This window comes from Vibrio sp. 10N.222.52.B12, from assembly GCF_002875385.1.
In the GTDB taxonomy this organism is placed as follows: domain Bacteria; phylum Pseudomonadota; class Gammaproteobacteria; order Enterobacterales; family Vibrionaceae; genus Vibrio; species Vibrio jasicida.
On sequence record NZ_MDAW01000137.1, the window covers coordinates 1 to 13,717 of the forward strand.

Genomic DNA, 13,717 nt, shown 5'->3' on the forward strand with positions numbered 1-13,717 from the left:
CCGATTTACGCAACAAAGCCTATCTAACATCGTGTTGTCTTGGATTAGAGCATTGTCCACTACTACATAAACTTGCCCGTTTTCAATCATCACGGAGTTAACGGCTTGGTCGGAACATTTTACTGAGATATCAGCAGCAAATGCAGTTTGGCTGGCAAGCGCAGCTGCGCCTACTAGAAGAGAAGTAATGGTTCTTTTCATTGTATTTTCCTAGGGTTGAATAGACGTTATTGCGTAAAGGTTGGAAGGTTATCTTCAGACAGGCCACTGCCTTTGGCGAAGTCGTTATGACGAGAGACGCGCTTGACGTTCCAGTAGGTTAAGTCTTGGTCAAAGCGCTTGGCGCCGGAGAACATGCGATCCATGTTGGTAACATGGGAAGTATCCCAGCGGCTGATGTCTTGATTGAAGTATTGGTCTTTAGCGAACAGGTCGCTCATGTCCGTCACATGGCTGGTGCAGAGTAGGATGTTGCCATCCAAAAAGTTTTGCCAGTAGTCTGAATTGCGGATTAGCGTGTCATTTACGACCACAAACAATTCGTCTTCTTGAACCATCACGGTTCCTGGTTTGTTTGATTCGCAAGTCACCGTTTCTGGTTCACTGGCAAAGGTTTGGCTACAACTTAGTAGCGCGCAGGCGGAAATAATCGAACGTAACTTCATGATTAAGATATCCGTGTCTTATAAAACGAATCTCGATCATATAAAAAGCACTTTTGTCAGTTTCACTAATAGAGGCTTTAAATTAACTAAATCAGTAAAAATGCATTCCCTAGCCCAATAAATACCTCACAGTAATAACATAATTCATTATAAAGAGAGCGCTTTGTGAGATATTCCGATAATTGTGCTGAATATCATCAGTGCATTTTCCAACCTTTACTTAATTAACGACTATTCACCGTATCAGTACACGTATTAGGTATTTCGTTTTCTAGAGCAAAAAAAAGAGCCGCAAACTGCGGCTCTTAATCTATCTATTTCTATTTAAGCAAAAACTTATTCTTTGCCGAATACGTTGTTTTCTTGCTCTTGTACGCGGATGAACGTAGTACGCTTAGTTAACTCTTTAAGCTTAGCTGCACCTACGTAAGTACATGTTGAGCGAACACCGCCAAGGATGTCTTGGATAGTACCGTGAACGCTGCCACGGAATGGTAGAAGTACGGTTTTACCTTCAGCTGCTCGGTAGCCTGCAACACCACCAGAGTGCTTGTCCATCGCGCTCTTCGACGACATTCCATAGAATTTCATGAACTGCTTGCCGTCTTGTTCGATCACTTCGCCGCCTGACTCTTCGTGACCTGCTAGCATACCTCCTAGCATTACGAAGTCAGCGCCGCCGCCGAATGCTTTTGCAACGTCTCCCGCACATGAACAGCCACCGTCACCAATGATCATGCCGCCAAGGCCGTGTGCAGCGTCACCACATTCGATGATTGCAGAAAGTTGAGGGTAACCAACACCTGTTTTAACACGTGTAGTACATACAGAGCCTGGGCCGATACCCACTTTAACGATGTCTGCGCCCGCTAGGATTAGCTCTTCACACATGTCGCCAGTCACTACGTTACCTGCAGAGATAACTTTATCTGGGAATGCAGCACGTACACGTTGTACGTACTCGACTAGGTGCTCTGAGTAACCGTTCGCGATATCGATACAGATGAAGATAAACTCATCAGAGATCGCCATGATGTCTTTGGTTTTTTGGAAGTCTGCATCAGACGTACCAGTAGACACCATTACGTTGTTTAGCGTTGTTTTGTCAGCTGTTTTCGCAAACTCTGCCCAGTCTTCTACTGTGTAGTGCTTGTGAACAGCGGTCATTACACCATGCTCTGCTAGTGCCTTCGCCATTGCGAAGCTACCAACCGAATCCATGTTCGCCGCAATTACAGGTACACCAGACCATTGACGGCCACTGTGCTTGAATGTAAAATCGCGGGTTAAATTTACTTGAGAACGGCTTTTAAGGGTTGAACGTTTCGGGCGAAACAGTACATCTTTGAAACCTAACTTAAGTTCTTGTTCGATACGCATTGTGTAATTCCTTGATTCATATGTATATGTGTCATCTCAGAGTGCGTAGTGAAGTCGTTGGCAGACGAGTTCACTGTTCTTCGGACACAAAAAAACCGGAGCGTTGGCAGACGCTCCGGTTTTCAGCATTATAGGTCGTGATTTATTTCCTACAAGTCTGATATTTGATTTTTTTTTGTGATACCATCTTGGAAATCGCATATAAAAAACACCCCACCACTCTCCAAAATCATAACTTTGTTAACAATATCAAACAGTTAAAACCGCCCTTCATTTAATCCTTTGCGCAAACCTTTGCGTTAAACAACGGGGATTTTACCGTTCAACCTCTCATAAACGGTCAAAATTACACCAAACGATACTTATTAGTCGGTTCGTACAAGAATAATTTTCTAATTTTTTTCACGTTTCACATCACTTTTCTGCCACTTTTTTGAGTGTATCACGCACGCACTAGCTCTCTGTGACGTTTATAGCGCATCGAAGTGATTCAATAACATCACTTGCTAATAACCCAATTTCGCCTTTTTGTTGAACATTAATGTCCGCAGCGTGACTATGGAGCATCACTCCCAAACGTGCAGCAACAGCAATAGGTAACCCTTTGGCAAGCAGTGCGGCAATTACACCGGATAACACATCCCCCATACCGCCACTGGCCATTCCCGGATTTCCGGCAAGACAAATGTACATTCTCACACCATCATAGATAAGCGTACCCGCCCCTTTAAGAACAACAACACCACCATAACGTTCATGAAGTTGTCTTGCGGCGGCAAAACGGTCTTGCTCTATGTCCTTTGTAGAGACATTGAGTAAACGTGCTGCCTCTCCGGGGTGTGGCGTCATCACGCGTTGCTCATCTCGTAAAACCACTACGTCGTTACGCTGATTCAGCATCGCGAGAATATTGAGTCCGTCTGCATCAACGACTTTCAGTTTGTGCTGCTGAGATAAGTATTGATAGGCTTGATGCGCCCATTCATCCTCACCGAAACCAGGACCGAAAGCCAAGACATCCGCCCAACGTGTCCGTTTAATCAGTTCGTTATCTGCCTCTTTTAACTCATCAAAAGTAATAGCCTGACTCATGACTTCTGGCACACCAACTTGCAGTGGCAACAATGAGCTTGGATGTGTGACAGAGGCGGTTAACCCAGCCCCTGTTCTTACCGCGGCGGAGGCACATAAACGAATAGCACCGGACATCCCTTGATTGCCGCCTATACATAAGAGCTTGCCATTATTCCCTTTGTGGGCTGTGGCTTTTCTTTTTGGTAATAGCCTTTTGATGATTTGATGGTCAATGCCCAACGCACTTTCTTCTTCAATCGACTCAAACTCAACGTTTACACCCAAGCCAGAAAAATGCAGCTCACCAACGTAGTCTCTCGCCTGCCCTGTGCATAAGCCTTGCTTCACACCAATAAAGGTCACCGTATGATCCGCTTGTATGGCGTCTCCGAGCACAGCACCGGTGTCCGCACTTAAACCAGAAGGAATATCGATGGAGATGACTGGACAGTGGATTTGGTTTATCTGATCGATATAACGACGATATTCGTGTCTCACTTCTCCATTTAACCCCGTTCCTAACATGGCGTCTATAATCACATCGGCTTCCAATAACGCGGTGTGCCAATCATCCCAACTGCTGATTTCACCATCAACCGTCTGCCAGTCTTCAAACGCTCTTAAGGCATCGCCTTTTAAGGCTGTAACATTATCGAATTGAAATACTCGTACTTTGAGCTGTGCTTGTTTTGCCAATGTAGCAAAGACATAGCCATCGCCCCCGTTGTTGCCTTTACCACAAACAACCAAGACTGTTCTTGCTCTGGGGTACAAATGAAGAAATCGTTCATATACTGCCATACCTGCGCGTTGCATCAGGCTATACATAGAGACGCCCACCATTTGAGCTGCGATGACCTCTCCTTTTCTGACTTGTTCTGCAGTGTAGAGTTTAAGAGCGAGATTAAAGTCCATTTTGATCTTCTACGTATTGGGGGAACACGATTTAAGTATACAAAAAAGCCGAGGCGAACCTCGGCTTTTACCATGCTTATTTTTTCAAGCTTACTTTTGGTCTTTCACCATCAAGGCTTCTGCGGTCGCATCTTGAATCGACAGGAACAACGAATTGATTTTCCCTGTTGGGGTACGCATTGGATTTAGCGTCACGTTTTGGTACATAAACTCGGCCTGTTGAGTGACAGGACGAACGTTGCGACATCGGAACAAATACGGACGCTGACGCCAAGTAATAAAACTGCGACAACCCAAATCGTAGACAGGTTTCGTCTTAAGCTTAAACCACTCTTGTGGGATTTCAGGGAAAATATCGAAGATAGAGCGGCCAATCGCCTCGTGTGATTGTAAACCACTGTGATGAGTCATAAACCCGTTCCACACTTGCACGTTATATTCTTTATCTATAACGACCAAGCCCATATCGACATTCTGCACCATGTCGACCATCCAATGGAATTGTTCAAATTCTGCAGGTAGATTCAGCATTAGAAGTCCTCCATCAAGTACGACAGTTTGTTATCCAGCAACGGTAATGATTCATCCACGAACATAAACAGAAGATCACAACGAATTGAAGTGCCTTCGATGTTGTAGCTCACTTCAAAGGTCATGGTACGACTGAACGCGCCCGTGGTTGATTCGATAATAGAGTCAATCGAGATATGCTGGCCGAGCAAAACTGGAGGACTTTGGAAAAATCGGACTTCAGATTGCTCGCCTAAACCATTCAAGAAAGAACCAACCAGAATGTTGGAGATATCCATCAACAGTTCGAGCTCTTCTAACTCTTCACTGTCTGCTGGCACCTTCATCAGTTTCTTAAGATCAGAAACACTGGAGTCACTCAAGAGTACGAGAGCTTCACCCGCGATCCCTTCACCACAAAAACCTTGGCACACACCAGAGACGTTGTCTTGTGATGCCAAATCACGTAAAGCCATGTGAAGCTCGCTGACTTCGAAGATGTTTACGTTCGGTAATGGAAGTTGAACAAACACATCGAAATGACGTGCTAGGGCATCCGCTGCCCGGCCAATAGAAACGTTCGCCACTTCCATATAAATATCGCGGCGACGTAAAATCGGCAGCTCAAGCGTGATAGGAGTGATCACCTGAGGGCGTTGATCAGGTTCGACAAGCTCTCTTAACGTCGCCTTAAGCTCATCTTTTCCAATTGGCTTTTGAATAAACGCTTTAGCACCAAGCGCGAATACACGCTCTTTCGCTTTTGGTTGGATATCACCAGACACAACGACGACGGGCGTCTGGATGCCAAGGCGCTTCATATTTTCTAATGTTTCAAACCCATCCATCTCTGGCATGGTCAAATCTAGAAACATCAGTTTGAATTCTTTTTGCGCGAGTTCTTCAAGCGCGTTTTTACCGTGAATGGCAAATGTCACGTCTGCATTTAATGTTGCTGGCAGTGATCTTGCCATCTGTTTGCGTGCTAACGCTGAGTCATCACAGATGAGTACAGGAAAAGACATTCAACCACCTTTAAATATTCAACAATCTGCGCAGGAGTCTATCAGATTGTTCGTGCGATACAGACAAAGAGTTGTCGTTTTTTGTTTACTGGGTAAGCATACGCAATATGAATAGATGAGTGAACCTGAGAAAGCAACTATTCCTAAATTCACGGCACATTTAGTGACATAAAACATGAGTGATTAAAACTTCTACAGCCCTTGATACGCAAAGGGTTGCGCTACCTAGAGCAAAATCACTCAAACCGAAAATGAAAAAGGCACCCTATGTTAGAGTGCCCTGCCAATAGTTCATTTGTATCGCTTTGAAGTGTGCTTTCTATGGCACACCGTGACCTTTTGATGCAACCCAAACTCGATACCACTGCTCACGAGTCAATTCAATGTCGAGCGCATTCACCGCTGCTTGTACACGCTCAATCTTACCTGAGCCAATGATTGGCATCGGTTTTGATGGTAAGCGACGAATCCAAGCGTAGATCACTTCGTCGATGCTATTTGCACCGACTTCTTCACGAATGGCTTCCAGCTCGTTACGAATACGAACGGCTTGTTCGCTGTCGCCGGTAAAGATAGCGCCGCCGCCTAAGCATGACCAAGCCATTGGACGAGTACGAAGTGCTTGCATTTGGTCGAGTGTGCCATCGTGAGCAACCTCGAAGTTAAGCGGGTTAATTTCCACTTGGTTAGTCACAAGAGGCTTACCTAAACGCGATTGCAATAGTTCGAATTGACGAGGCGAAAAGTTAGACACACCAAAGTGCTTCACTTTACCGACTTTATGTAGCTCAGTGAATGCTTCTGCGACTTCGTCTGCATCCATCAATACGTCGGGACGGTGAATCAACAGGACATCAATTTCATCCACTTTTAGTCGCTCAAGCGAATTATTCACCGATTGATAAATGTGCGCCGCACTTGTGTCGTAGTGGTTGATCTTACGCTCTGGCGTTTTGTCACCACACAAGTTGATATCACACTTAGTGACTATTTGAATTTGCTGACGAACACTTTTTTCTAATGCTAGAGCTTCGCCAAACAACGCTTCACATTCGTAATTACCATAGATATCTGCGTGATCGACGGTGGTAATACCTAACTCAATATGTTGCTTTAGGAATGACAGACGCTCTTGAGCCGTCATGCCCCAATCTACTGCACGCCAATATCCTTGAACCAGTTCAGAAAACTCTGGACCGTTTGGTGCAGTCACTACTTTTGCAACCATGGGTTTTCTCCTTTTCTTAATCTGCTTTCATCCTAGTCTTGTTTTACCGTGGGCTCAACGGGTAAACTTTCGCAATTCGAACTGGAGTACGAATTATGTCTTTTGCCCAACGATTAGCGACTTTAATTGGCGAAGAGAGCATCAGTGGTTTTGCTCGACGCGTCGATGTTTCTGAGGCGATGATTCGGAAATATCTGAAAGGCAGTGAACCAAGCTTAGCCAAAGCGAATCAAATCGCCATGCGAGCCAACTGTTCATTGGAATGGTTAGCCACAGGGTGCGGCTATTTATACCGTCAAGCGGAAGTAGTAGACATGGAGGCCTATAAACTAGCCTTCCAACACGTGATGAATGAAACGATATCAGAAGAGGAAGAAGCCAAGCACCGTAAGCTGGTAGCGGGTTATCAGTACCTACGAGCACACAAAAAGTCAGATGGTTTTTTGGATGAATCCGCGATGGCGACCTTTCTTGCCCTACATAATGAATCTAAAGGCGAGTGATGGTTAACTCTAGCATCTCACCATCACTCGTTAAATTAGCCTTAACTTTTGGCAACGATGCTTCAAATTCTTGAGCCCGTAGCCAATCGAGTGTTCTAGGTGCGTCTTGAGGATATTGATTCATAAGCAATACGACGTCCCTATCTACCGATTCAGGCGATTGCTGTTGTAGTGCTTCACGTACATCATAATGCTCGTCCCCTATATCAAGCGCACTTACCACAAAACCGTCTTTTCTCAAATTCAGAATAAGATCACTCAACGTTTGCGCGTCATATGCCGCTAAAAACGATAAAGTCATGCTCTGATTTCTTAAGGTTAGCTCACCATAAAGCGCTATATTGTAATAATAAAACTCATCTAAACACATGACCGTCATTTGATTGAAGGCATCACATTCATACCATTCACCACCTTGCTTTATCACTTCTCTTACCTCTGTCAACGGCTTATCGGACAACAATGCCTGCCACCAAAAGCCGTTCGCAAATGAAACATGAGTGTGGAAAAAAACAATGAGTGAAAAGCAAGTGACAGCAGATAAGGAAAGACGCGACATGATTGAGTTTTCTGTTCTTCAGTGAGGTTGAGACTCGAAGATCATTACGGTTTGAAAGAAAAATGACAAGGTCAGAGGTCGAAGTTTGGCAACAAAAAAGCGGACCTTCTAGCCCGCATCAATCTTGTATAAAGCCTGAATAGCGTAATCCCTCACGCTGAGAACCATTACAAAATACAAGATATCACACCCTTTACATTAATCAACACTCCATACTGTATTTTTAGACAATACAGAAATTTAGTAGCAGGCATTAAAAAGGCGCACTTTTGCGTGCGCCTCTGCCTCGTGACTCAATCGTGAGTATGCGAATCGGGAAGTCTATTGATGCATCCCGAACAAATAACGAGGAATTTCTGTAGGGTTTGAATCCATCCAAATTGTGTGTAAAACCTCACATCCCTCCTTCTGAAGCAGTCATGTTGCTTTACACTTAAAGCATGGTTCATTTTGCTCAGAAAACAAGGCGACCCAATAAAAAAATGTCGTCATATATGGGATCAATAGCACAATATTTATCAATATTTGGACAAAGGAGACTTGAACCGCTCAATAGTGGAAAGCTAAATTGCATCTTTATTGATTAGGTCTAGACTCTCGTCAGCGTATAATTTCTTTCGTCCCTTCCAACTTTATTTTCAGGAGAATCTGTTAATGACCAAACGCGAGAGAATTGTTAAATCTGTGTTAGCGCACGTACCGAAAGATGCGATTAACCAGTTTGTCTCTCGAGGGTCAACGCCAACATCATTCTCCGTTCTCGTTATGGCTGCAGTCGTTGGCACGTTAGCCGGCCTTGTTGGTACTTATTTTGAAATCGCCGTTCACTTTGTATCAGAGACTCGTACCGAGTGGCTTAAAAGTGAAATTGGCAGCGTGTTACCGCTTTGGCTTGCCGCTATTTTGATCAGTGCAACGCTCGCTTTCATTGGTTACTACCTTGTACACCGCTTTGCCCCAGAAGCCTCCGGCTCAGGCATCCCTGAGATTGAAGGCGCGATGGACAATATTCGCCCCGTGCGTTGGTGGCGAGTCATTCCCGTAAAATTCTTTGGCGGCATGGGTGCTTTAGGCTCAGGTATGGTGTTAGGCCGCGAAGGTCCTACCGTGCAGATGGGCGGTGCGGTTGGCCGTATGGTCACTGACATTTTCAGAATTAAGGATGACGATACTCGACACTCGCTTTTAGCATCCGGAGCGGCAGGCGGCTTGGCCGCAGCGTTCAACGCACCGTTGGCTGGTATTATGTTTGTGGTTGAGGAAATGCGTCCTCAATTTCGCTACTCATTAATTTCTATTCGCGCAGTGATCATCTCTGCGATCATGGCGAACATTGTCTTCCGGGCGATTAATGGCCAAGAAGCGGTGATTACCATGCCGCAGTATCAATCACCAGAGCTGCAATCATTATGGTTGTTCTTATTACTGGGTTCGCTCTTTGGCGTGTTTGGAGTGGTCTTCAATAAACTGATCACCATTGCACAAGACAGCTTTGTTGCACTTCACAAGAATGACCGTAAACGCTACTTAATCACGGGGACCATCCTCGGCGGCGTATTTGGCTTATTACTGCTTTACGTACCTCAATTAACCGGCGGCGGTATTGGGTTAATCCCTGATATCACGAATGGCAACTACTCTATCTCTATTTTAGTAATGTTGTTTGTTGGCCGTGTCATCACCACCCTACTTTGTTTTGGTTCTGGCGCGCCTGGTGGTATCTTCGCACCGATGTTGGCTTTAGGTACTTTATTCGGCTATGCGTTTGGGGCAAGTGCAGATATGTTGTTGCCGTCTCTCACTATCGAGCCGGGGGTGTTTGCTATTGCTGGTATGGGTGCGTTGTTTGCAGCAACTGTACGTGCACCAATCACTGGTATCTTGCTCGTTATCGAGATGACTAATAACTACTATTTGATCCTGCCTCTCATTATTACAAGCTTAGGTGCCGTAATTGTGGCTCAATTACTTGGCGGACAACCAATTTACAGCCAGTTACTACATCGTACGCTTAAAAATGACAAGTTACGCCAACAGGACCTACCTGAAAATCAGGGCTAACGTTACATCCCCCAATTGACGGCAAGGTGCTTGGGTATAAAGGCTCCAAATAATCTTTCATATAGAAGATTCATTTGGAGTCAGTAATTTTGCGTTTTTGCAACTCTCGAACTCATTTCGCTACCAAACTCACAAAACTCCCATTCGTTGATATTTACCCAGCACATTTAAGGGTATCGATGCGTGAAACTTGATACTATCTTCGAACAGAAATAGAGCAATTCATCCAAATATCGGATAGTCCTAGGACAACATCCATTCACTGGATTCATACAATATCAATTCGGAGTAGATTTGAACTGGAAAAGACTTGTGCAGTTTTACAGTGTTCCGCCCTCACAAGCGGCATTAGCACTGGGCATGATCGGACTTGGCCAAGCTTGGGCGCTCTATGTACCAGATATCGGTGAACCTATACGCCCTTTCCTCGCTGCACTAGGCGCGCTTCTTCTCACTCCGGTTCTATTGAAATACGCAACCAGCCCACGTTTGTTTATGGCAGACATCAAGCATCCTCTTAGCGGCAGTTTGATGGCGCCAATGAGCATGGCATTGTTGATGCTGTGCGACTATCTCGCTGCCGTCGAACCGATTATTGCTTACCCACTGTGGTTCATGGCCGTTGCGTTGCATTTTACCATGATGGTAATGTTCTTCGGTTTTCAGATAATGAACTTCAAAATGTCGAATATCGTCCCGAGTTGGTTCTTATATCCGGTGGGGTTGATCAGTTCTTCACTTGCGGGGTCTCAGTTTGGTCACAATGTCTTTTCTGAAACCTTGGCAATGATGTGTATTGGCATTTACTTCTTTATGCTGCCATTAGTGTTGTATCGCCTTGTTTTCTTTGGCTCTCTCCCCCGTAGAGCACGTCCAACCCTTGCGATCATGGCCGCACCAGTCAACTTATCTCTTGCGGCTTATTTGGTTAACTTCGGAAGTCCAGACCCTATCCTAACTGGCGCATTGGCTGGCATCGCTATTACGATGACATTGTTGATTTACTTGTGTTACTTCCGTTTATTGCGTCTTAAATTCCAACCGTCTATTGCGGCCGTGACCTTCCCTTCCGTTATTAGTGCTATTGCGATGCATCGTCTCACCACTTTTTTTGCTGAGTCTCATCCCCATTGGCATTGGTTGCACGATTTTGGATTCCTAGAGTTAAGCATTGCCACTGTGCTTGTCGTTTGGGTTTCTGCTGGTTATGTAAAAATGTACTGGCCAGAACTGGTAAGAACGCCTTCAAAACAGACATAAAAAAACGACCTCATTGCGAGGTCGTTTTCTTTTGTTCTTAGCAAGCTCATATCCCGATAAACATTACTCGATGCACATTAGCTGATGCATTGAGTTAGCCTATAAACTTGGCCATAAAGTTGCTGATATTGGTCATGCTTGATGCCGCCATCACCACGACAATTGCAACGCCCGTCAGCGTTAAGTAGGCTGGGTGTTTGTAGTCACCTACGATGTCTTTTCTGCGTGTCGCCACCAGCACTATACCCAATACGATTGGCAGGATAATACTGTTAACAAGGCCAGCCAGCATTAGCAGCAGAATCGGCATGTTCATCGTCACAGTGCCAAGCGATGTGATGATAATGAAACCGACACACCACGCTTTCTCGTTGCGAGCCACAACTGGGAAGAGTGTTTTGATAAGGGAAATCGCCATGTACGAGTTGCCCACAACTGAGGTAATCGAAGCAACAAACAACACCAAACCAAAAATAAAGTAACCGACCTCTCCCGCGCCTTGACGAAACGCGTCTGCGGCTGGGTTTGCAGAATCCAAAGTCGCGCCTGTTGCAATCACACCGAACACTGCCATAAACAATAGGATGCGAATTACCACGGCAATTGAAATACCGGCCCAAGCTGCCGTCTTGATAACGGGTACGTTCTCTTTACCTTGCAAGCCGATATCAACCAAACGCTGTGCGCCTGTGTAATAGCCACCTACTGCGCCACCAACGATCGTTAGCGTCGGTAATAGCAGGCTGCCAACATCAGTAGGCATTATTGCTGCGCTCAAGGTCTCCCCCATTGGCGGTAAACTGGTCATCGCAACGTACGCAATTAAGATGATCATAAACAAGCCAAGGTAGCGTGCCATTTGGTCCATGCGCTTAGAAGCGTTGTGCACCACAAACAGCAAACAACCAACTACGCCTGTGAAGAGAGCACCCCAAGTTGTATCCACCCCCGTCAGTACGTTAATACCGAGCGCAGAGCCACTTACGTTACCGAAGTTAAATGCAACCGCGCCAAGTGCCAGAAGAATGCCCACCACGTAGCCCATACCCGGTGCTACTTTGTTGGCAATGTCTTGAATGCGCATACCAGACACACCTACGATGCGCCATAAGTTCATCACAATACCAAAAGTGATAAACATGGATGCAAACACAGGGAATGCCATGTCGATTTTGTAGATATTGGTGAAGACCGCTGTTTGGGTTAAAAAGCCAGGTCCAACAGACGTGGTCGCCATTAAAAACGCGACACTAAGAATTGCTTTCTTTTGCCAACTGTTCTCCGATGCTTGAATAGAAGCTGGAGCAGTCGAGTTGATGGTGGTTTGTGTGGTCATGCCAAATCTCAATTTTGTTGCCTTTCTATTATTAGAAAACAGAAAGACAACTGACCGAGATCAGCTGAGCTTGAAGAATCAAATTGGGCAGAACGAAAAGAGAAGTGAAGCCTTCGCAACCGTTTGCTGGGCGCGGATATTAAGTCTATCGCATGTGACTGTCAACACAGAAATCGATAAATGATTTTTGTCGTTTTCATTCTCAAATCATTATTCATTTCAGACAGATACAAAAAAGGATGGCGTTTGCCATCCTCTTAGAATAGTGCTTGGTTACTTAGCGTAAACCGTGCAGAAACTCGGCACGCGTTGCTGGGTTGCTTTTGAAGATGCCACCCAATGCTGTTGTCGTCGTTTCGCTGGTTGCATCCATCACACCGCGAGATTTCACACAGTAGTGTGTTGCGTCAATCGTCACTGCCACATCATCAGACTCAAGCAACGTTTGAAGTGCAACAAGAATCTGCTGTGTCATACGCTCTTGTACTTGTGGACGCTGCGCAAAGAAGCGAACGATACGGTTGATCTTTGATAGGCCAATGATCTTGCCACGTGGAATGTAAGCCACTGCAGCCTTGCCATCAATGGTCACAAGGTGGTGTTCACAAGTACTGGTCACTGTGATGTCCTTCACGCGAACCATCTCGCTCACGTTCATCTTGTTCTCAATCACCGTGATTTTAGGAAAGTTGGAGTAATCCAGACCGGAGAAGATTTCGTCAACGTACATCTTAGCAATGCGGTGTGGGGTTTCTTCTAGGCTATCGTCGGTAAGGTCAAGTTGAAGCAGACCTAAGATCTCACGCATGTGGTGTTCGATCTTCTCTTTCTTCTCTTCACGACTTACGTTGTTTGGACGCATTGGCGTTTCCAAACCGCGTTGCTCTAGCGCTTCTTTTACTAACTTCGCTGACTCGCTAAGACCTGACATTCCACTTCCTCTTTTGTTACTTCCGCTTTCATACAAACCCAATCAAAATTGCATTCATATTTTTCGCTTTGAGCTGCTCAGTTCGTGTCTTTACACCAAGGCACATCAAATGAAGTTACTGAGCTGATTTTATTGACCTCCACAAGGATTTTACCCCTTTTGGATGGCTGACAAGGATACTCGGATTTTTGAATAATTACACCCATATTTTATAGGTGGACATTCTTACTCAGTCCCCTTTTTATGGTAAAGTTGCCACAAAACAAAAGA

The 13,717-nt window shown here is 45.2% G+C and carries 12 protein-coding genes and 1 pseudogene; 3 read left to right on the forward strand and 10 right to left on the reverse strand.

Going from position 1 to position 13,717, the window contains the following annotated elements; translation table 11 throughout:
- The 7 genes and pseudogenes from BCT11_RS19130 to BCT11_RS19160 form a co-directional block, all read right to left on the reverse strand.
- Window positions 1-201 (reverse strand): annotated as a pseudogene (locus BCT11_RS19130) (BspA family leucine-rich repeat surface protein); the annotation flags it as partial.
- Between the two features lie 26 nt (window positions 202-227).
- Window positions 228-665 (reverse strand): BspA family leucine-rich repeat surface protein, encoded by a 438-nt coding sequence (locus BCT11_RS19135; RefSeq protein ID WP_038880842.1) that lies wholly within the window; start codon window positions 663-665, stop codon window positions 228-230.
- 336 nt (window positions 666-1,001) lie between these two features.
- A complete protein-coding gene (locus BCT11_RS19140; RefSeq protein ID WP_005435637.1) occupies window positions 1,002-2,045 on the reverse strand; it encodes a GMP reductase in 1,044 nt (347 codons plus the stop codon).
- A 453-nt stretch (window positions 2,046-2,498) separates the two neighbouring features.
- On the reverse strand, window positions 2,499-4,034 hold the full coding sequence (locus BCT11_RS19145; protein WP_102389000.1) for an NAD(P)H-hydrate dehydratase: 1,536 nt from the start codon (window positions 4,032-4,034) through the stop codon (window positions 2,499-2,501).
- Window positions 4,035-4,124: 90 nt separating this feature from the next.
- Window positions 4,125-4,565, reverse strand: coding sequence for a PAS domain-containing protein (locus BCT11_RS19150; protein WP_038875327.1), 441 nt, complete (start codon window positions 4,563-4,565; stop codon window positions 4,125-4,127).
- Entirely contained in the window at window positions 4,565-5,569 is a 1,005-nt protein-coding gene (locus BCT11_RS19155) for a response regulator (RefSeq protein ID WP_038873114.1), read from the reverse strand. Before BCT11_RS19155 ends, BCT11_RS19150 begins: the two co-directional genes overlap by 1 nt.
- 319 nt (window positions 5,570-5,888) lie before the next feature.
- Window positions 5,889-6,797: an aldo/keto reductase family oxidoreductase gene (locus tag BCT11_RS19160; protein WP_054755633.1), complete on the reverse strand. Its 909-nt coding sequence runs from the start codon at window positions 6,795-6,797 to the stop codon at window positions 5,889-5,891.
- 95 nt (window positions 6,798-6,892) lie between these two features.
- On the opposite strand from BCT11_RS19160, the gene BCT11_RS19165 reads away from it, so the two are divergent.
- Window positions 6,893-7,300: a helix-turn-helix transcriptional regulator gene (locus tag BCT11_RS19165; protein ID WP_102389001.1), complete on the forward strand. Its 408-nt coding sequence runs from the start codon at window positions 6,893-6,895 to the stop codon at window positions 7,298-7,300.
- On the opposite strand, the gene BCT11_RS19170 is transcribed toward BCT11_RS19165, so the two are convergent.
- Window positions 7,287-7,727, reverse strand: coding sequence for a hypothetical protein (locus BCT11_RS19170; RefSeq protein ID WP_133152154.1), 441 nt, complete (start codon window positions 7,725-7,727; stop codon window positions 7,287-7,289). The two genes, BCT11_RS19165 and BCT11_RS19170, sit on opposite strands and share 14 nt — an antisense overlap.
- A gap of 786 nt (window positions 7,728-8,513) precedes the next feature.
- Between BCT11_RS19170 and clcA the strand changes: the two genes are divergently transcribed.
- Both clcA and BCT11_RS19180 read left to right on the forward strand, forming a co-directional pair.
- On the forward strand, window positions 8,514-9,920 hold the full coding sequence (gene clcA, locus BCT11_RS19175) for a H(+)/Cl(-) exchange transporter ClcA (RefSeq protein ID WP_038875343.1): 1,407 nt from the start codon (window positions 8,514-8,516) through the stop codon (window positions 9,918-9,920).
- A 312-nt stretch (window positions 9,921-10,232) separates the two neighbouring features.
- Entirely contained in the window at window positions 10,233-11,180 is a 948-nt protein-coding gene (locus BCT11_RS19180; protein WP_042600378.1) for a TDT family transporter, read from the forward strand.
- Between the two features lie 94 nt (window positions 11,181-11,274).
- Here BCT11_RS19180 and BCT11_RS19185 read toward each other — a convergent pair whose 3' ends face one another.
- Both BCT11_RS19185 and folE read right to left on the reverse strand, forming a co-directional pair.
- Window positions 11,275-12,516, reverse strand: coding sequence for an NRAMP family divalent metal transporter (locus BCT11_RS19185; RefSeq protein ID WP_102389003.1), 1,242 nt, complete (start codon window positions 12,514-12,516; stop codon window positions 11,275-11,277).
- Window positions 12,517-12,793: 277 nt separating this feature from the next.
- Entirely contained in the window at window positions 12,794-13,447 is a 654-nt protein-coding gene (gene folE / locus BCT11_RS19195; protein ID WP_005373478.1) for a GTP cyclohydrolase I FolE, read from the reverse strand.
- Window positions 13,448-13,717 lie beyond the last annotated feature (270 nt).